Below are 18,504 nucleotides of genomic sequence, written 5' to 3' on the forward strand. Positions count from 1 at the left end.
AGGGGGCTTGCCCCCGATAGCGGTGTATCAGTTACTAGTGCTGGGACTGACACACTGCTATCGGGGGCAAGCCCCCTCCCACATTGGAACTTGGTCGTTCATACCGGTAAAATGCTGCGCTTTTCGTCACACACCTCTAGCGGATCCAAGCGCCATGGGCACTCTTACGGTCAACCAGAACAAACTGCAAAAACGCCTGCGCCGCCTGGCCGGTGAAGCGGTCGCCGATTTCAACATGATAGAGGAGGGCGACAAGGTGATGGTTTGCCTTTCCGGCGGCAAAGACAGCTACACCCTGCTCGACGTGCTGCTGCACCTGCAAAAGGTCGCACCGATCAAGTTCGAGATCGTTGCCGTCAACATGGACCAGAAACAGCCGGGCTTTCCCGAGCATGTGCTGCCGGCCTACCTGAAAGAGCTGGGCGTCGAGTACCACATTGTCGAGAAAGACACGTACTCGGTGGTCAAGGAACTGATCCCGGAAGGCAAGACCACCTGCTCGCTGTGTTCGCGCCTGCGCCGTGGCACGCTGTACACCTTTGCCGATGAGATCGGTGCGACCAAAATGGCCCTGGGTCATCATCGCGACGACATCGTCGAAACCTTCTTCCTGAATATGTTCTTCAACGGTTCGCTCAAGGCCATGCCGCCCAAACTGCGCGCCGATGACGGACGCAACGTGGTGATCCGCCCGCTTGCGTATTGCAACGAGAAGGACATCCAGGCGTATTCCGATTTCAAGCAATTCCCGATCATTCCGTGCAACCTGTGCGGCTCCCAGGAAAACCTGCAGCGCCAGGTGGTCAAGGAAATGCTGCTGGAGTGGGAGCGCAAGACCCCCGGTCGCACCGAGAGTATCTTCCGCAGCCTGCAGAACGTGCAGCCGTCGCAACTGGCCGATCGCAACCTGTTCGACTTCGCCAGCTTGAAAATCGATGAGACGGCCGCCTCGCGTTTCGTCAATGTAGTGAACCTCTGAGCCTGGTCGAGGCTCTAGTACACGGCGCTTGCGGGCGCCGTTTTCAATTCAACTGCCAGGAGAGGGCATGCGCGATTACAAGTGGCTGCACGAATATTGTCTGAACCGCTTCGGTTCGGCGGCCAAGCTGGAAGCCCATCTGCCTGTGCCCAAGACCCCGGCGCAGTTGCGCAAGATCAGCGCTGATCGCTACCTGTCGACCCTGGCGCTGCGGGTATTCCGTGCGGGCTTGAAGCACAGCGTTGTCGACGCCAAGTGGCCGGCGTTCGAGCAGGTGTTCTTCGGCTTCGATCCGGAAAAAGTGGTGTTGATGGGCGCCGAACATCTGGAGCGGCTGATGCAGGACACGCGCATCATTCGTCACCTGGGCAAGCTCAAGAGCGTGCCGCGCAACGCGCAGATGATCCTGGATATCGAGCAGGAGAAGGGCAGCTTCGGTGCGTTTGTCGCCGACTGGCCGGTGACCGATATCGTTGGGCTATGGAAGTACCTGAGCAAGCACGGTCACCAACTGGGTGGGCTGTCGGCACCGCGTTTTCTGCGCATGGTCGGCAAGGACACCTTTGTGCCGAGCTATGATGTGGTGGCGGCCTTGAATGCTCAGAAGATCGTCGACAAGGCACCCACCAGCCTGCGCGACCTGGCGACGGTGCAGGGTGCCTTCAACCAGTGGCATGCCGAGAGTGGGCGGCCGATGTGCCAGTTGTCGATGATGTTGGCGTACACCGTCAACCATTGATCATTGTAGGAGCGAGCTTGCTCGCGAAGAACTTGAGGGCGACGCGTTAAACCCGCATGAGCGCGTTATCGTTAATGATCTTGGCGAGCAAGCTCGCTCCTACAAAGAGTGTGTCAATCGGCGAGCCGCCGGTTCAACTGATGCCGCCAGCGCACATACAGCAGCGCCGTACAAAACACCGCCAGGCTCGCCAGCATCTCGAGCACCCCGAACCACTGGCGGTTCGGGTCATACGCCGCCAGTGCGCCCTTGATGAAATACAGGTTCACCACAAAGCACATCCACGAATGCCCGCGTACGCTGCCCATGATCATTCCGGGCGCCAGCACCAGCAGCGGCACCAGTTCGATCAGCAGGATGACCCACGGACGCGCCCCATGCAGATCGGCGACGAACAGGTAGTACACGCACAACAAGCCTACCAGGGCGAAAAACGCCAGAAGACTCAGTGCGCGCGTCAGCGTGACCCGTGGTTCCAGCCACGCCTGGGACGGCAGGACCTTAGGCTTTTTGGCCACGGCCGTTCTCCAGCAGCGCGGCGGTCTTGGCCAGGCGCAGGCCCAGGGCACGGCACAGGCTGATTTCATGCGGATCGAGCAGACGCTTGCCGTCAGGCCCGGCATGGTGGCTGGCGCCATAGGGCGTGCCGCCGCCCTGGGTGTCGAGCAGCGCCTGCTCGCTGTAGGGCAGGCCGGTGATCAGCATGCCGTGGTGCAGCAATGGCAGCAGCATCGACATCAGCGTGGTTTCCTGGCCGCCGTGCAGGCTGGCGGTGGAGGTGAACACGCCGGCGGGCTTGCCGACCAGGGCGCCGGTGAGCCACAGGTTGCTGGTGCCGTCGAGGAAGTACTTGAGCGGCGCGGCCATGTTGCCGAAGCGCGTCGGGCTGCCCAGGGCCAAGGCCGAGCAGTGTTTCAGGTCATCCAGGCTGGCATACAGCGCGCCTTCGTCCGGGATGCTCGGCGCCACGGCTTCGCACTCGGCGGAAATCGCCGGCACGGTGCGCAGCCGGGCTTCCATGCCGCCCTGCTCGATGCCCCTTGCAATCTGCCGGGCCATTTCGCTGACCGAGCCATTGCGGCTGTAATACAACACCAGCACATAAGGCGTCGTCACGGCAGGATCTCCAGCACGTTTTCCGGCGGGCGGCCAATGATGGCTTTATCGGCGGTTTCCAGGATCGGGCGTTCCATCAGCTTGGGATGTGCGGCGATGGCGGCGATCAGTTGCGCTTCGCTGAGGCTGGCGTCGGCCAGGTTGAGACTTGTGTATTCATCTTCGCCGGTGCGCAGCAATTGGCGCGCGCCGAGGCCCAGTTTGGCCAGCAGGGCCTGCAATTGCGCAGCGTTGAGCGGCGTTTCCAGGTAGCGCACCACGGCTGGCGTGAGGCCGCGGTCTTGCAGCAGTTCAAGCGCACCGCGGGATTTCGAGCAGCGCGGGTTGTGATAAAGCGTCAGATCGGTCATGTGCGGGTCGCATCTTGCGTAAGGTGGCGGGTATTCTACCTGCGCTGGCGCCTGTCCTTAAACCGTAAGAGGCGATAGGCCGCAGCCAACGTTCATTTTTGCAAAGGATTACCCCATGACAAGGCGACTGATCGGTGCATTGGCGATCATCACAACCCTGCTGCTCAGCGGCTGCGGTAACGATTACGGCGTTGACCAGTATGGCCGGACAGTACCGGCCGAGCGCCTGGACAAGCAGTGGCTGGTGGTCAATTACTGGGCCGAATGGTGTGGCCCGTGCCGCACGGAAATCCCCGAGCTCAATGCCCTGGCCGAACAACTCAAGGCGCAGAACGTGGGCGTGTTCGGAGTCAACTTCGACAATGTTCAGGGTGAGGAGCTCAAGGCTGCCAGCGACAAGCTGGGCATCAAGTTCACCGTGCTGGCGCAGAACCCGGAGGGGATCTTCGATATTCCGCGCAGTGAGGCGCTGCCGGTGACCTACATCATCGATGACAAGGGCAAGGTGCGCGAGCAACTGATGGGTGAGCAGACGGCGGAGGGCGTGTTGGCCAAGCTCAAGGCCCTGCGCGGTTAAAGCCACACCTTAAATCAAATGTGGGAGGGGGCTTGCCCCCTCCCACATTTGGACCTCATCAATCCTTGGACGGGGGTGTCAGCCTTCTTCAAGCCACAAGCGAATCGGCTTGCCCTCGGTCGGCCAGAACCGCGTCTGCTCGATCGGCGAGATATCCCAACGCTGTACGCCTTGCAGGGCCTGGAAGAAGCGCTGTTCCTGCTCCATCAACGCCTCGGCGCACAGTTTGCGGGTGCTGCCGATCGGGCCGAAGCTGAGCTTGTCGCCGTCGAGGGTGTACGGCGCAAACCAGTGGTTGCAGCCGCCATTGCCATAGGCGCGACCATCGGCACCGAGGGTGACGGTCAGGTGCGCGTAGTCCATCAATGGCCGCTCGCCGATCCACTCCACTGCATAGCTGTGGTCCTGCTTGAGCTTGACCGCATCACCGGCGCAGCCACTCAGGGCCGTACCCACGGCGGCGAGCAGCAGCATGCGCTTCATTGCGCGGCCTGCTGGCATTTCGGGCAGCGGTGCTTGTCGCCTTCGCTGGCCCAGCCGAGCGCTTTGATGCGGGCATTGGCGGCCGGTTGCAGCGGTTCTTTGGTGAGCTTGGTTTCCACCGCGAATTCAAATTCCAGCACGCTGTCGCAACTGTCGCAATTAACCTTCCAGGTGTGAATCTCCAACTCGCCGAATTTCGGCCCCTGGGCCATGGCGACCCATTGGCCTGCCGGGCGGATGGAGTAGCGCGCATCACCTTCCACGGTCAGGCGCATGGACAGGGTTTTACTGCCGCGCAGGGTGACGATCAGCACGTCGCCATGCTTGATCGAACCACCGTTGCCGGTGACTTGGTAACGGCCCGGCACCAGGGCGCGGCATTCGATCAGGGTGTGTTGCGGGCTCAGCAAGCTGAAGCGGAAATCGTGTTCGGCCATGGATCCTCCAAATAGGCGCGGCATCCTATCACGGGTGCCGACCTATCATGAGCCCGGTATGTGACCGCTGATCATCCCTCGACGAGGTTCTGCGCACGCCCGTCGGCCCACGCCGCAATATTGGCCAGTGTAGTGCCGGCAATCGCCGCCAGTGCCTCGCGGGTCAGGAAGGCCTGGTGGGCGGTGATGATCACATTGGGGAAGGTCAGCAGGCGGGCGAGCACGTCGTCTTGCAGGGGCAGGTCCGAGCGGTCCTCGAAAAACAGCTGGGCCTCTTCTTCATAGACATCCAGCCCAAGGTAACCGAGTTGGCCGGTCTTGAGCGCTTCCACCAGCGCCGGCGTGTAAACCAGGCCACCGCGGCCGGTATTGATCAGCATGGCGCCCGGTTGCATGTGGGCCAGGGTGCCGGCGTTGATCAGGTGCCTGCTGTCGACCGTCAACGGGCAATGCAGGCTGATGACCTGCGCCTCGGCGAGCAGTTCGGGCAGGCTCACGTAGCGCGCGCCCATGGCTTGGACCTCAGGGTTGGGGAAGGGGTCGTGGGCCAGCAACCGGCAGCCGAAACCGGCCATGATCCTGGCAAAGGTGGCGCCGATCTGCCCGGTGCCGACCACGCCGACGGTTTTGCCGACCAAGTCGAAACCGGTGAGGCCGTGCAGGCTGAAATCGCCATCGCGGGTGCGGTTATAGGCGCGATGCAGGCGGCGGTTCAGCGCCAGGATCAGTGCCACGGCGTGCTCGGCCACGGCGTGGGGCGAGTAGGCCGGTACGCGCACAACGCTCAGGCCCAGACGCTGGGCGGCGCGCAGGTCGACATGGTTGTAGCCGGCCGAGCGCAACGCAATCAGACGCGTGCCACCTTTGGCCAGTTGCTCGAGCACCGGGGCGCTGAGGTCATCGTTGATAAAGGCGCAGACCACCTCGTGGTGTTCGGCCAGGGCCACGGTGTCGAGGTTGAGGCGGGCGGGCTGGAATTGCAGTTCGATGCCCGGGGGGCGCGGCTCAGCGAGAAAACTGTCGCGGTCGTAAGTTTGGCTGCTGAAAAGAATGACGCGCATGACTAAAAAGCTCCCTGCAATTCATAGGTTGGAAATTGACCAAATGTGGGAGGGGGCAAGCCCTAATGCCTGTAGGAGCGAGCTTGCTCGCGAAAAACGTCAACGATAACGCGTGCTTCCTGAATGAGCGCGGTGCCTGAGAGTTTTTCGCGAGCAAGCTCGCTCCTACAGGCATCAAGGCAAGCCCCACATGAAAATAGCCTCAGGCGCTGACCCGCGCTTCACTGGCCAGCCGTGCAATCGCCATGTCCAGTTCGTCCAGTGCGGCCATGGCCTTGGCGTCGTCCTGCTTGAGCAGGGTTTCGGCGCGTTGACAGGCCGCGCGCAATTGCGGCACACCGCAGTAGCGCGTGGCGCCATGCAGGCGATGGACGCGTTCGATCAGGGCATGATTGTCATTGGCTTCACGCGCCACCGTAATCGCCAGGCGATCGGCTTCCAGGGAGGCCAGCAGCATGGCAAGCATGTCGGCTGCCAGGTCCGCCTTGTTGGCGGCCAGGCGCAGGCCTTCCTCATGGTCCAGCACCAGCAGTTGCACGCCTGGGCCGAGGCCTTCGGGGAGGCGCTCCGGGCCTTGGTTGCGCAGGGCCAGGCCGGTCCATTTCAGCACCACCTGGGCCAGTTGCCGCTCGCTGATGGGTTTGGTCAGGTAATCGTCCATGCCGCTTTGCAGCAGGGCGCGTTTTTCGTTGGCCATGGCATGGGCGGTGAGGGCGACTATCGGCAGCGGCGTGCCATGGCGTTCGCTTTCCCATTGGCGAATCGCTTCGGTGCTCTGGCGTCCGTCCATGCCGGGCATCTGCACGTCCATCAACACCAGATCGTAGGTTTCCTGCTTCACGGCGTCAATCGCCGCGTAGCCGCTTTCCACGGCCTGCACCTTGGCGCCCATGTCTTCGAGCAGGGTTTGCACCAGCAACAGGTTCGCCGGGTTATCGTCCACGCACAGCACACGCGGCGCACGGCTGGACAAGGGTTCGCCCGGTTCGCTGCGCGAGGGGCGCGGGCTGATCAGGTCGGCCAGGGACCGGCGCAGCTTGCGCGTACACGCGGGCTTGGCCTGCAACTGGCTGTTGGGGTTGGGCACCGACTGGTTGAACAACATCTGCTCGGTCGTCGGGCACAGCACCAGCACCTTGCAGCCCAGGTGTTCGAGGTCCCACAAGTGCTGGTTGAGGCGCTCGGGCGGGATGTCATTGGCGGTGACGCCGAGCACCGCCAGGTCAATCGCCTGTTCGGTCTGGTGCGCGCTGGTAATGCCATTGGTCAGGCTTTCCAGCGTATTGAACGGGGTTACCTCCAGGCCGCAGTCTTCCAACTGGTGTTGCAGGGCCTGGCGCGCCAGTTCGTGGTTCTCCAATACGGCCACCCGGCGCCCGAGCAACGGCGCGCTGGGCAAGTCTTCAATGTCGTCGCGGGTCTTGGGCAGGTTCAGGCTGATCCAGAACTCCGAGCCTTCGCCCGGTGTGCTGTCCACGCCGATTTCGCCGCCCATCTGTTCGATCAGGCGCTTGGAGATCACCAGGCCCAGACCGGTGCCGCCCGGCTGGCGCGACAGTGAATTGTCGGCCTGACTGAAGGCCTGGAACAGCGCGCGCACATCCTGGTTGGACAGACCGATGCCGGTGTCCTGCACGCTGATGCGCAGTTGCACGCTGTCTTCCTGTTCGTCCTCGATCATCGCCCGGGCAACGATGGTGCCTTCGCGGGTGAACTTGATCGCGTTGCTGATCAGGTTGGTCAGGATCTGCTTGAGGCGCAGCGGGTCGCCCACCAGTGACAACGGGGTGTCGCGGTAGACCAGGCTGACCAGTTCGAGCTGTTTGGCGTGGGCGGCGGGAGCGAGGATGGTCAGGGTGTCTTGCAGCAGGTCGCGCAGGTTGAAGGGCACGCTGTCGAGCACCAGTTTGCCGGCTTCGATCTTCGAGAAGTCGAGGATTTCGTTGATGATGCCCAACAGGTTGTCGGCGGATTTTTCGATGGTGCCCAGGTAATCCAGCTGACGCGGCGACAGCTCGCTTTTTTGCAGCAGGTGGGTGAACCCCAGGATGCCATTGAGCGGGGTGCGGATCTCATGGCTCATATTGGCCAGAAACTCCGATTTGATCCGGCTGGCTTCCAGGGCTTCCTTGCGGGCCAGGTCCAGCTCGATGTTCTGGATTTCGATGGTTTCCAGGTTCTGGCGCACGTCCTCGGTGGCCTGGTCGATGCTGTGTTGCAGTTCTTCCTGGGCGTTTTGCAGGGTTTCGGCCATGCGGTTGATGCCCGACGCCAATTGATCCAGCTCCTGGCTGCCCAATGGAGGCAGGCGGGTTTCCAGGTTGCCGTCCTTGAGTTGGGCCACGGCTTGCTTGATCTGGCCGATCGGCGAATTGATGGTGCGGCTGATGCGCAGGGCCAGCGCTGCGGTGCAGATCAAGCCGATGGCGATCAACAGCAGGCTGGCGAACAGGCTGCGATAGCCGCGCAGCAACATGCCGTTGTGGGACAGCTCCACTTCGACCCAGCCCAACAGGCGGTCGGACTCATCCGGAATCAGCTCGCCCGCCAGGTTGCGATGGCGGCCAAACACGGGCATGAGGTAGCGGGTGGCATCATTGCCGGTGCGTTGCAGCAGGTGCGAGCTGTTGCCGGTGGGCGGTTGATTGAGCATGGTCGGGCCGGCATGGGCCAGGGACGAGCGGTCCGGCGCCAGGATCGACACCGTACGCACATCCGGTTGTTCCAGGGATTGGGTCGCGATGCGTTCCAGCAGATCGGTGTTCCGGCTGCTCAGGGCGGGCGCGACCAGCGGCGCCAACTGCTCGGCGATCATTTCGCCGCGTTGCAGCAATTGAGTCTGCAGTTCGGAAAGCTGCATCCAGGTGAAGTAGCCGCCCAACAACAGGGCCATCAGGCTGGTCGGCAATAAAGTCAGCAACAGTACGCGGCCTTTTATTCCCATTCTTCTAAGCACGCCACTCTCCTGCTACCACATTGATATCAATCATCCACGCGGGCATCCGGCCCGCGCCACTTGCGCAGTGTAGCCATTTGCGCAGCCAGGAATCTCGTAAATTAATGACACATGGCAATCTTCGGGCCATTCGGCGCTGACCGGCGATTGCCTGTAACACTTTAATCTTGAATAATCAGTCATTGAGAATGACTTGCAGACGCTAATGAATCCCGCAGCCGTTGGCCTACCCAGCATCCTGACCATCGAAGATGACCCCGTACTGGGCGCCTACGTCCACGAGCATCTGGGCCGCAGCGGCTTTCAGGTCACCTGGTGCCGAAATGGCCAGCAAGGCCTGCAACTGGCCTGCGACCAGCGCTTCGACCTGGTGCTGATGGATGTCCTGCTGCCGGGGCTGGACGGGCTGTCGATCCTCACCCACTTGCGCCAGAGTCATGCCATGCCGGTGATCCTGATGTCGGCCCTGGGCGCCGAAGCCGACCGTATCAGCGGCTTTCGCCTGGGCGCGGACGATTATCTGCCCAAGCCGTTCAGCATGATTGAACTGCGGGTACGCATCGAAGCCATTCTGCGGCGGGTGGCCCTGGATCGCCGTCCCCAGCCGAGCCTTGCGCCTTTGCGCGAGGATGGGCAGGTACTGCGGTTTGACGATGCGCTGTGCGACGTCCGCTACCACGCGCACTGGGCGGGCCTGACGCGCAGTGAATACCGTCTGTTGGAGACCTTGCATCGCAATGCTGAAGAGGTGCTTAGCAAAGCCTTCCTTTATCAGCACGTGCTGCAGCGCGGTTATGCGCCGCACGACCGCAGTCTCGACATGCATGTGAGCCAGATTCGCCGCAAGCTCAAGGCGGTCGGCTACACCGAGCGCGAAGTGCGTACGGTGTGGGGCAAGGGCTACGTGCTGAGCGGTCACGATGAAGACCTTTGAGCGGTTGCCGGGCAGACACTCGTTATTCTGGAAGCTGGCCTGCCTGTTGATCGCCTTTTGTTTGCTGATGATCTGGCTCAGTTGGTCCTGGGGCCGGTACATGGAGCAGCAGAATGCCTACCTCTCCGAGGAGGCGCGCGACACGCTGCGCGGCTATGCGGCGGGCGCCGAGCTGGCCTGGAGCACCCAGGGCAGTGCAGGTGTGGACGCCTGGTTGCAGCAGATGGCTGGGCGTGAGACCACCTGGCTCGGCGTCATCGGCAATGACTTGCAATCCCTCGGCAGCGCACCGTTGAGCGACAGGGAAAGCCAGCGGCTGACCTTTCTGCGCGGGCTGGACTGGCCGGTGAGCCGCCATGCCAAAGGCCCGCCATGGTTGAAGGTCGCGTTTCCAGTTAGCCCTGATGCGGGGTCACTGGTGATCGAACTGCCCAAACGCTTCATGCCGGGGCGTTATCAAGTGTTCTGGCGGATCATCACCAACGGCGTGATTCCCGGGCTGTTTACCTTGTTGTTGTGTATCGGCCTGTATCGATTGCTGATCATGCCGCTCAATCAACTGCGCGAGCAGGCCAATGCCTGGCGTGCCGATCAATTGAATGCGCGGATGTCCCGTGACGCGACCAGCCGCCAGGATGAATTGGGTGAGCTGGGACGCGCCTTTGACCATATGTCCGAACGCTTGCAGGGCACGGTGCAGTTGCAGCAACAGTTGCTGCGGGACATGTCCCATGAATTGCGCACGCCCTTGAGCCGATTGCGGGTGGCCTGTGACAGCGAGCAGGACCTGGCGCAGTTGCGCGAACGCCTGAACCGGGAAATCGACGCCATGCAGCGCCTGGTGGAAGACAGCCTGCAACTGGCCTGGCTGGACAGCGACAGGGCGCCGCTGCCCCACGAAGACATTCAACTGCCGGCGCTGTGGGACATGCTGCGCGAAAACGCCTGTTTTGAAAGCGATTGGCCGGCATCCCGCTTGCCGTGCCTGTTGCCAGCCGAATGCTGGGTGCGCGGTAACCTCAACGCACTGGCCCAGGCTCTGGAAAACGTTTTGCGTAACGCAATACGCCACTCTCCGGCTCAGGGGTGGGTGACATTGGACGGCGCGCGCGAGGGCGACTACTGGCATATCTGGCTGGAGGATCAGGGGGGCGGCATCGATGAGGCTGATCTGGAGCGTATCTTCGCGCCCTTCATCCGGTTGGACGGGTCACGGCCCGGCGACGGCGGCTTCGGCCTGGGCTTGAGCATTGCGCGCAACGCCGTCCAGCGTCAGGGCGGGCGTATCTGGGCGCAAAATTCCGGGCAGGGCCTGCGCGTACATCTGCACCTGCCCGCGCGTTAGCCCTCAGCGGCGGCGCAGTTTGCGTTTCTGCCACTGGTGCGCGACCCACCAGCGCCAATACCCCATGGTCAGGCAGTAGGCCAGGGCACCCAGTACCAATCCGCATACCACCGAGCCCAGCAGGAACGGTTGCCACATCGTGCTCAACTCGCCGCTGATCCATTCCCAGGTGAGGTTGTCGGGGAGGCTGCGTGGCGGCACGTTCATCAACCAGGCACCGGTCATGTAGGTGCAGAAAAACACCACCGGCATCGTGATCGGATTGGTCAGCCAAACCAGGCTGACGGCGATCGGCATGTTGCCGCGCACCACGATCGCCAGGATCGCGGCCAGCAACATCTGCAGGGGGATGGGGATAAACGCGGCGAACAACCCCACCGCCATGGCGCGGGCCACCGAGTGTCGGTTCAGGTGCCAGAGGTTCGGGTCATGCAGCAGGGTGCCAAGAAACTGTAATGACTTGTGTTCCCTGATGCTGCTGGGGTCGGGCATGTACCGTTTGAATAAGCGCCGGGGCATAAGGGGTCCAGGTCAGTTCGAGGGGCAAGTATGCGCGCATTCTATAAACAGAAAATTCAGACTTTGTGACAAAACATCAAAGGCGCTGCGGGGAACCCCGGCTAAGACTGAGTGAATCATTGAAAGGAATGATTCATGAGGACAGGGATGTTCACGCTGGCGCTGGGGTTGCTGACCCTGCGCCTGCTTCCGGCGTTGCCGCCTACCGGATGGCTGTTGGCCATGCTGGTGTTGGCCTTGATGCTGTTGCCGTTTCGCACCTATCCGCTGGCGTTTTTCCTGGTGGGTTTGAGCTGGGCGTGCATCAGCGCGCAGTGGGCACTGGATGATCGATTGCGACCGGCGCTGGAAGGCGAGACGCGTTGGCTGGAGGGGCGTGTGGTCGGGTTGCCGCAACAGACGGACACCGGCGTGCGCTTTGAACTGGCCGACAGCCGGTCGCGCAAAACCCGGCTGCCCAAGCGCATCCGTGTGTCCTGGCATGGCGGGCCGCCGGTGCGCAGTGGGGAACGCTGGCGCTTGGCTGTCACGCTCAAACGGCCGTCCGGCCTGCTCAATTTTCATGGTTTTGATCACGAGGCCTGGCTGCTGGCGCAACGTATTGGGGCCACGGGCTCGGTGAAAGACGGCGTGCGCCTGGCGCCGGCCCGCAACGCATGGCGCGACGGCCTGCGCCAACGCCTGATGGCCAGCGATGCGTACACCCATGAAGCAGCGCTGGCGGCGTTGGTGCTGGGTGACGGTTCCGGGCTGCGAGCGGAGCAATGGCAGGTGTTGCAAGACACCGGCACCGTGCACCTGCTGGTCATTTCCGGCCAACACATTGGCTTGCTGGCCGGGCTGATCTACGCACTGGTGGCCGGGATGGCACGTTACGGTTGCTGGCCGCGCAAACTGCCATGGCTGCCGTGGGCCTGCGGCCTGGCCTTTGTCGCCGCGCTGGGCTATGGCCTGCTGGCGGGGTTCGGTGTGCCGGTGCAGCGGGCCTGCGTGATGGTCGGGCTGGTGTTGCTCTGGCGGCTGCGCTTTCGGCATTTGGGCGCTTGGTGGCCATTATTGCTGGCGTTCAACGGCGTACTGCTGCTTGAGCCCCTGGCCAGCCTGCAGCCGGGCTTCTGGTTGTCATTTGCCGCAGTTGCGGTCCTGGTCCTGACCTTCGGCGGGCGGCTGGGACCCTGGAGTGTCTGGCAGGCATGGACGCGTCCCCAGTGGCTGATTGCTATCGGCTTGTTTCCAGTCCTGCTGGTGCTGGGGTTACCCATCAGCCTCACCGCGCCCGTGGCCAATTTGTTTGCGGTGCCCTGGATCAGTCTGGTGGTGTTGCCTCTGGCGCTCATGGGCACGGTACTGCTGTGGGTGCCGTTGGCCGGTGACGGCCTGCTCTGGTTGGCCGGCGGGGCGTTGGAGGGGTGGTTCAAGATGCTGGCCCTGCTGGCCGGGCAGTTGCCGGCCTGGACGCCGACCCAGGTGCCGCTGGCGTATTGGCTGGTCAGCCTGGTGGGCGCGGTGATGCTGCTGCTGCCCAAGGGCGTGCCGTTTCGGTTGCTGGGCTGGCCCATGCTGTTGCTGGCGGTGTTTCCACCCAGGGAATCGGTACCCCATGGGCAGGTGATGGTGGTGCAGCTGGATGTCGGCCAGGGGCAGGCGCTGATCCTGCGCACCCGCAATCATGCCTTGCTTTACGATGCCGGGCCTCGCTCCGGGTCGGTCGATCTGGGCGCACGCGTGGTCGTGCCGTCGTTGAAAAAATTCGGGATAATGCGGCTCGACATGCTGCTGCTGAGCCACGCCGACGCCGATCACGCCGGTGGCGCGGCAGCTATTGTCCGTGGGCTGCCCGTCAGGCGCGTGGTAGGCGGCGAAACCGAGGGGTTGCCGGCTTTTCTGGAGACTGAGCCTTGTATCAGTGGCGAGCGCTGGGAGTGGGACGGTGTGGCATTCACGTTATGGCAGTGGTCTGACGCCATAGGTGGCAATCCAAAGTCCTGTGTATTGCAAGTGCAGGCCAATGGCGAACGGCTGCTGCTCACCGGCGATATCGACAGCGCGGCCGAGCGCGCCTTGCTCGAAACGCCACTGGCGGTGCCAACCGATTGGCTGCAAGCGCCCCATCATGGTAGCCGCAGCTCGTCATCCAGGCCCTTTGTACAGCGGCTTGCGCCCAGGTCGGTGCTGATTTCCCGGGGCCGGGGCAACGCCTTCGGTCATCCCCATTCGCAAGTGATAGAGCGCTATCAGGCCCAGGGCAGCCGACTGTACGACAGCGCCGAACACGGGGCCGTGCGTTTTCAGCTCGGTGCCTTTCAGCCGGCCATTGTTGCGCGCAGTCAACGCCGGTTCTGGCGCGAACCGTTACCGTAATCCGGCGTTACCAAACACCACAGGCCGCGACAGTCCGGTCTGCGGCCAACGAACCCCGCTGCCGAACCTATATGATAAAGTGGCGCACTTTTTCGAGGGGGCATTCACTGTGTGGGAATTGGTCAAATCCGGCGGCTGGATGATGTTGCCGATCATCATGAGTTCCATCGCCGCACTCGGCATCGTCGCCGAACGCCTGTGGACCCTGCGCGCCAGTCGCGTCACCCCCGAGCACCTGCTGGGGCAAGTCTGGGGCTGGATCAAGAACAAGCAACTCGACAAGCAGAAGCTCAAGGAACTGCGCGCCAATTCTCCATTGGGTGAAATCCTTGCCGCCGGGCTTGCCAACTCCAAGCATGGTCGCGAGATCATGAAAGAGTGCATCGAGGAAGCCGCCGCGCGGGTAATCCATGAGTTGGAGCGCTATATCAACGCCCTCGGCACCATCGCCGCCATGGCCCCGCTGCTCGGTTTGCTGGGCACGGTGCTGGGCATGATCGACATTTTCAGCTCGTTCATGGGCTCGGGCATGAGCACCAACGCCGCCGTGCTGGCCGGTGGTATTTCCAAGGCATTGATCACCACGGCTGCGGGCCTGATGGTGGGTATCCCTTCGGTGTTCTTCCACCGCTTCCTGCAACGGCGCATCGATGAACTGGTGGTCGGCATGGAACAGGAAGCCATCAAGCTGGTGGAAGTGGTGCAGGGCGACCGTGATGTGGACCTGGTCGAGGGCAAAGCGTGAAATTTCGCCGCAAGCAACGGGAAAATGTCGATATCAACCTCGCGTCACTGATTGACGTGGTGTTCATCCTGCTGCTGTTCTTTGTCGTCACCACCACGTTCACCCGGGAAACCCAGCTGCGCGTCGACTTGCCCGAAGCCGTCAGCGGCTCGCCGGCCGAAGACCAGCAGGTCAAGCAACTGGACATTGCCATCAGCGCCGATGGCGTGTTTTCGGTGAATAACCAATTGCTGGAGAAAAACGACCTGTCCACCTTGATGGAGGCCTTGCAGAAGGAGTCCGGCGGCGACACCAACCTGCCACTGTCGATCAGTGCCGACGGCAAGACCCAGCACCAGGCTGTGATTACCGCGATGGACGCCGCCGGCAAGCTCGGTTTCAGCCATCTGCGCATGACCACCGTCGAGGCGGCGAGCCCACCCTGATGGCCATGTCCGATCGTTTGCTCAAGGCCTGGTACGAGGGCCATCCGGCGCTCGTGCTGTTACGGCCGCTGGAGTCGTTGTATCGCCGCGTGGTGCAGCGCAAGCGCGCGCGCTTCCTGGCGGGCGAGGGCGCTATTTACCGGTCACCGGTGCCCGTTGTGGTCGTGGGTAATATCACCGTGGGCGGCACTGGCAAGACGCCGCTGATCCTGTGGATGATCGAGCACTGTCGGCGCAGCGGCTTGCGCGTAGGCGTGGTCAGCCGCGGGTATGGCGCCAAGCCGCCGCAGTTGCCCTGGCGGGTCGAGGCCAGCCAGAGTGCCGAAGTCGCCGGCGACGAACCCTTGCTGATCGTGCAGCGCTGCGGTGTCCCGTTGATGATCGATCCGGACCGCAGCCGCGCGGTGAAAGCGCTGTTGGCCAGCGAAACCCTGGACCTGATTCTTTCCGACGACGGCCTGCAACACTACCGTCTGGCTCGCGATCTCGAGCTGGTATTGATCGATGCCGCCCGTGGCCTGGGCAATCGCCGTTGCCTGCCGGCCGGACCGTTGCGCGAGCCGGTCGAGCGCCTGCACAGCGTGGATGCACTGCTCTACAACGGTGCCGCCGAGGATCGTGAAGGCGGCTTTGCCTTTCGCCTGCAGCCTGCCGCGCTGGTCAACCTGCACAGCGGCGAGCGGCAGCCGGTCCCCCATTTTCCGGTTGGCCAGGCGGTACACGCGGTTGCCGGTATCGGCAATCCGCAACGTTTCTTCAATACCCTTGAAACGCTACACTGGCAGCCGATCCCCCATGCGTTTGCCGACCACGCGCCCTACAGCGCCGAGGTGTTGGATTTCACACCGCGTTTGCCGCTGGTCATGACTGAAAAGGACGCGGTGAAGTGCCGCGCCTTCGCCCGGCCCGACTGGTGGTACCTTGCGGTGGATGCGCTGCCGTCGCCGGCGTTTGTCGCCTGGTTCGACACGCAACTGATGCGCCTGCTGCCCAACCGTCTTTTGCCTTAAACCGTTTATTTCCAGGACATACTCATGGACACCAAACTGCTCGACATCCTTGCTTGCCCGATCTGCAAAGGCCCGCTCAAGCTCAGCGCCGACAAAACCGAGCTGATCAGCAAAGGCGCCGGCCTGGCTTACCCGATCCGTGACGGCATTCCGGTGATGCTCGAAAGCGAAGCCCGCACCCTGACGACCGATGAGCGCCTGGATAAATGACTACCGCCTTCACCGTGGTGATTCCCTCGCGCTATGCGTCGACACGCCTGCCGGGCAAGCCGCTGCAAATGATCGGCGCCAAGCCGATGATCCAGCTGGTATGGGAACAGGCCTGCAAAAGCAGCGCCGAACGTGTAGTGGTGGCGACCGATGATCCGCGCATCATCGACGCCTGCAAAGGTTTCGGCGCCGAGGCGGTGCTGACTCGCGAAGACCATAATTCCGGTACCGATCGCCTGGCCGAAGTGGCGACGCAACTGGGCCTGGCGCCCGACGCCATCGTGGTGAACGTGCAAGGGGACGAGCCGTTGATCCCGCCCAGCGTCATCGACCAGGTCGCCGCCAATCTGGCGGCCCATGGCGAAGCGCGCATGGCGACCCTGGCCGAACCGATCGAAGACAGTGAAACCTTGTTCAACCCGAACGTGGTGAAGGTGGTCAGCGATATCAACGGCCTGGCGCTGACGTTCAGCCGTTCGACCCTGCCCTGGGCGCGCGATGCCTTCGCCAGCAACCCCGGCGTATTGCCGCCAGGCGTGCCGTACCGTCGCCATATCGGCATCTACGCCTATCGCGCCGGCTTCCTGCATGACTTCGTCAGCTGGGGCCCATGCTGGTTGGAAAACACCGAATCCCTGGAGCAACTGCGGGCGTTGTGGCACGGCGTGCGTATCCACGTGGGCGATGCGCTGGAAGCCCCTCCTGCAGGCGTCGATACCCAGGAAGACCTTGAGCGCGTCCGTCGCCTGCTGGGGGCTTGATGGAAGTCCTGTTTGTCTGCCTGGGCAATATCTGCCGTTCGCCCACCGCAGAAGGCGTCTTGCGCCATAAGTTGCGCGAAGCAGGCTTGGCCGGCCAGGTTGAAGTGGCGTCGGCGGGGACGGGGGAGTGGCATATCGGCAACCCACCGGACCTGCGCAGCCAACGTGCGGCGCTGGCGCGGGGCTATGACTTGTCAGCCCAGCGTGCCCAACAGGTCTGCCGCGCTGACTTTGCGCGCTACGACCTGATCCTGGCCATGGACCACAGCAACCTGCTCAACCTCAAAAGCATGCAGCCCGCGCAGGGTAAGGCGCAGCTGGATTTGTTCCTGCGCCGCTTCGACGGTGAAGTGGACGAAGTGCCAGACCCGTACTACGAAGGCGAACAAGGCTTTGACCGGGTGCTGGACCTGATCGAGCGCGCCTGTGATGCATTGGTGATCGAATTGAAGGGGCGGTTATGACCTTGCAAGTCCTTGCGCAGGTATCGCTCAAGCCATTCAACAGTTTCGGCATCGACGTACGCGCACAGTTATTTGCCGAGGCCCGCAGCGATGCAGATGTGCATCAAGCCCTGGCCTACGCCGAGGCGCACAGTGTGCCGCTGCTGGTGATCGGTGGCGGCAGCAACCTGCTGCTGACTCGGGACGTACCTGCGCTGGTGTTGCGCATGGCGACCCAAGGCATTCGCGTGCTGCACGATGATGGCATGCACGTGGTGGTCGAAGCCGAGGCGGGCGAAGCCTGGCACCCCTTTGTGTCGTGGACCCTTGAACAGGGCTTTTGCGGCCTGGAAAACCTCAGCTTGATCCCCGGCACGGTCGGCGCCGCGCCGATGCAAAACATCGGCGCCTACGGTGTCGAGATCAAGGATGTGTTTGCCGGCCTCACAGCGCTGGATCGCCAGACGGGCGAACTGCGGGATTTCAGCCTGGACGAATGCAAGTTTGCCTACCGCGACAGTCTGTTCAAGCATGAAGTCGGGCGTTGGTTGATCCTGCGGGTACGCTTCGCCCTGAGTCGCGCCAGTCACCTGAAACTCGACTACGGCCCGGTGCAACAGCGCCTGGCCGCGCAGGGCATCACCGAGGCCACGCCGAAGGATGTGAGCCAGGCGATCTGCAGTATTCGCCGCGAAAAATTGCCGGACCCGGCAGAGCTGGGCAATGCCGGCAGCTTTTTCAAAAACCCGCTGGTGCCCCAGGCTTTGGCTGCCGAGCTGAAAAGCCGGTATCCGGACCTTGTGGCCTACCCTCAGGCAGACGGGCAAGCGAAGCTCGCTGCCGGCTGGCTGATCGACAAGGCGGGTTGGAAGGGCTTTCGTGAGGGCGATGCCGGCGTGCATAAGATGCAAGCGCTGGTGCTGGTGAACTACGGCTCAGCCACCGGACGGGATATTGCCAACCTGGCGCTGCGTATCCAGCAGGACATTGCCGAGCGTTTCGGGGTCGAGCTTGAGATGGAACCTAACCAGTACTGACTGGTGTTTCCCCAGA

21 protein-coding genes are annotated in these 18,504 nt (G+C 62.6%); 13 read left to right on the forward strand and 8 right to left on the reverse strand.

Features of this window, described 5'->3' with window-relative positions; genetic code table 11:
* Nucleotides 1–154: 154 nt before the first annotated feature.
* Both ttcA and TU82_RS04085 read left to right on the forward strand, forming a co-directional pair.
* Nucleotides 155–979, forward strand: a complete 825-nt coding sequence (gene ttcA / locus TU82_RS04080) for a tRNA 2-thiocytidine(32) synthetase TtcA (protein ID WP_057721812.1) — start codon at nt 155–157, stop codon at nt 977–979.
* Nucleotides 980–1,046: 67 nt separating this feature from the next.
* Nucleotides 1,047–1,718, forward strand: a complete 672-nt coding sequence (locus TU82_RS04085) for a DNA-3-methyladenine glycosylase I (protein ID WP_057721813.1) — start codon at nt 1,047–1,049, stop codon at nt 1,716–1,718.
* A gap of 113 nt (nt 1,719–1,831) precedes the next feature.
* Here the strand turns inward: TU82_RS04085 and TU82_RS04090 are convergent, their stop codons facing one another.
* The 3 genes from TU82_RS04090 to arsC are packed head-to-tail and all read right to left on the reverse strand — an operon-like array spanning nt 1,832 to nt 3,184.
* Nucleotides 1,832–2,236, reverse strand: a complete 405-nt coding sequence (locus TU82_RS04090; protein WP_057721814.1) for a DUF2069 domain-containing protein — start codon at nt 2,234–2,236, stop codon at nt 1,832–1,834.
* Nucleotides 2,220–2,834 (reverse strand): NAD(P)H:quinone oxidoreductase, encoded by a 615-nt coding sequence (gene wrbA / locus TU82_RS04095; protein WP_057721815.1) that lies wholly within the window; start codon nt 2,832–2,834, stop codon nt 2,220–2,222. Before wrbA ends, TU82_RS04090 begins: the two co-directional genes overlap by 17 nt.
* On the reverse strand, nt 2,831–3,184 hold the full coding sequence (arsC, locus tag TU82_RS04100; RefSeq protein WP_057721816.1) for an arsenate reductase (glutaredoxin): 354 nt from the start codon (nt 3,182–3,184) through the stop codon (nt 2,831–2,833). Before arsC ends, wrbA begins: the two co-directional genes overlap by 4 nt.
* A 115-nt stretch (nt 3,185–3,299) precedes the next feature.
* Here arsC and TU82_RS04105 point away from each other — a divergent pair, with 115 nt between their 5' ends.
* Complete coding sequence (locus TU82_RS04105) at nt 3,300–3,761, forward strand: TlpA family protein disulfide reductase (RefSeq protein ID WP_057721817.1); 462 nt, start codon at nt 3,300–3,302, stop codon at nt 3,759–3,761.
* Between the two features lie 78 nt (nt 3,762–3,839).
* On the opposite strand, the gene TU82_RS04110 is transcribed toward TU82_RS04105, so the two are convergent.
* The 4 genes from TU82_RS04110 to TU82_RS04125 all read right to left on the reverse strand — a co-directional run bounded on the left by TU82_RS04110 (nt 3,840) and on the right by TU82_RS04125 (nt 8,698).
* A complete protein-coding gene (locus TU82_RS04110) occupies nt 3,840–4,244 on the reverse strand; it encodes an META domain-containing protein (protein ID WP_057721818.1) in 405 nt (134 codons plus the stop codon).
* The gene (locus TU82_RS04115; RefSeq protein WP_057721819.1) at nt 4,241–4,681 is read right to left on the reverse strand and encodes a hypothetical protein; all 441 of its coding nucleotides are present in this window, start codon (nt 4,679–4,681) and stop codon (nt 4,241–4,243) included. Before TU82_RS04115 ends, TU82_RS04110 begins: the two co-directional genes overlap by 4 nt.
* A gap of 71 nt (nt 4,682–4,752) precedes the next feature.
* A complete protein-coding gene (locus TU82_RS04120; protein WP_057721820.1) occupies nt 4,753–5,742 on the reverse strand; it encodes a 2-hydroxyacid dehydrogenase in 990 nt (329 codons plus the stop codon).
* 202 nt (nt 5,743–5,944) lie between these two features.
* Nucleotides 5,945–8,698 (reverse strand): response regulator, encoded by a 2,754-nt coding sequence (locus TU82_RS04125; RefSeq protein ID WP_057721821.1) that lies wholly within the window; start codon nt 8,696–8,698, stop codon nt 5,945–5,947.
* Nucleotides 8,699–8,903: 205 nt separating this feature from the next.
* On the opposite strand from TU82_RS04125, the gene TU82_RS04130 reads away from it, so the two are divergent.
* Both TU82_RS04130 and TU82_RS04135 read left to right on the forward strand, forming a co-directional pair.
* The gene (locus TU82_RS04130) at nt 8,904–9,632 is read left to right on the forward strand and encodes a response regulator transcription factor (protein ID WP_057721822.1); all 729 of its coding nucleotides are present in this window, start codon (nt 8,904–8,906) and stop codon (nt 9,630–9,632) included.
* Complete coding sequence (locus TU82_RS04135) at nt 9,619–10,977, forward strand: sensor histidine kinase (RefSeq protein WP_057721823.1); 1,359 nt, start codon at nt 9,619–9,621, stop codon at nt 10,975–10,977. Before TU82_RS04130 ends, TU82_RS04135 begins: the two co-directional genes overlap by 14 nt.
* 3 nt (nt 10,978–10,980) lie before the next feature.
* Here the strand turns inward: TU82_RS04135 and TU82_RS04140 are convergent, their stop codons facing one another.
* Nucleotides 10,981–11,496 carry a DUF2062 domain-containing protein gene (locus tag TU82_RS04140; protein WP_057721824.1) on the reverse strand — a complete coding sequence of 172 codons (516 nt, stop codon included), beginning with the start codon at nt 11,494–11,496 and terminating at the stop codon, nt 10,981–10,983.
* A gap of 135 nt (nt 11,497–11,631) precedes the next feature.
* Here TU82_RS04140 and TU82_RS04145 point away from each other — a divergent pair, with 135 nt between their 5' ends.
* The 8 genes from TU82_RS04145 (at nt 11,632) to murB (ending at nt 18,488) form a co-directional block, all read left to right on the forward strand.
* On the forward strand, nt 11,632–13,857 hold the full coding sequence (locus TU82_RS04145; protein WP_057721825.1) for a DNA internalization-related competence protein ComEC/Rec2: 2,226 nt from the start codon (nt 11,632–11,634) through the stop codon (nt 13,855–13,857).
* Between the two features lie 109 nt (nt 13,858–13,966).
* On the forward strand, nt 13,967–14,602 hold the full coding sequence (locus TU82_RS04150; RefSeq protein WP_057721916.1) for a MotA/TolQ/ExbB proton channel family protein: 636 nt from the start codon (nt 13,967–13,969) through the stop codon (nt 14,600–14,602).
* Nucleotides 14,599–15,027, forward strand: a complete 429-nt coding sequence (locus TU82_RS04155) for an ExbD/TolR family protein (RefSeq protein WP_057721826.1) — start codon at nt 14,599–14,601, stop codon at nt 15,025–15,027. Before TU82_RS04150 ends, TU82_RS04155 begins: the two co-directional genes overlap by 4 nt.
* Nucleotides 15,027–16,037, forward strand: coding sequence for a tetraacyldisaccharide 4'-kinase (gene lpxK, locus TU82_RS04160; protein ID WP_057721827.1), 1,011 nt, complete (start codon nt 15,027–15,029; stop codon nt 16,035–16,037). The genes TU82_RS04155 and lpxK overlap by 1 nt, the downstream gene beginning before the upstream one ends.
* Nucleotides 16,038–16,061: 24 nt before the next feature.
* Nucleotides 16,062–16,247 carry a Trm112 family protein gene (locus tag TU82_RS04165; protein WP_003174668.1) on the forward strand — a complete coding sequence of 62 codons (186 nt, stop codon included), beginning with the start codon at nt 16,062–16,064 and terminating at the stop codon, nt 16,245–16,247.
* On the forward strand, nt 16,244–17,008 hold the full coding sequence (kdsB, locus tag TU82_RS04170; RefSeq protein WP_057721828.1) for a 3-deoxy-manno-octulosonate cytidylyltransferase: 765 nt from the start codon (nt 16,244–16,246) through the stop codon (nt 17,006–17,008). The genes TU82_RS04165 and kdsB overlap by 4 nt, the downstream gene beginning before the upstream one ends.
* On the forward strand, nt 17,008–17,472 hold the full coding sequence (locus TU82_RS04175; RefSeq protein WP_057721829.1) for a low molecular weight protein-tyrosine-phosphatase: 465 nt from the start codon (nt 17,008–17,010) through the stop codon (nt 17,470–17,472). The genes kdsB and TU82_RS04175 overlap by 1 nt, the downstream gene beginning before the upstream one ends.
* Nucleotides 17,469–18,488 carry a UDP-N-acetylmuramate dehydrogenase gene (murB, locus tag TU82_RS04180; RefSeq protein WP_057721830.1) on the forward strand — a complete coding sequence of 340 codons (1,020 nt, stop codon included), beginning with the start codon at nt 17,469–17,471 and terminating at the stop codon, nt 18,486–18,488. Before TU82_RS04175 ends, murB begins: the two co-directional genes overlap by 4 nt.
* Nucleotides 18,489–18,504: the final 16 nt, after the last annotated feature.

The organism is Pseudomonas orientalis, assembly GCF_001439815.1.
Lineage (GTDB): Bacteria > Pseudomonadota > Gammaproteobacteria > Pseudomonadales > Pseudomonadaceae > Aquipseudomonas > Aquipseudomonas orientalis.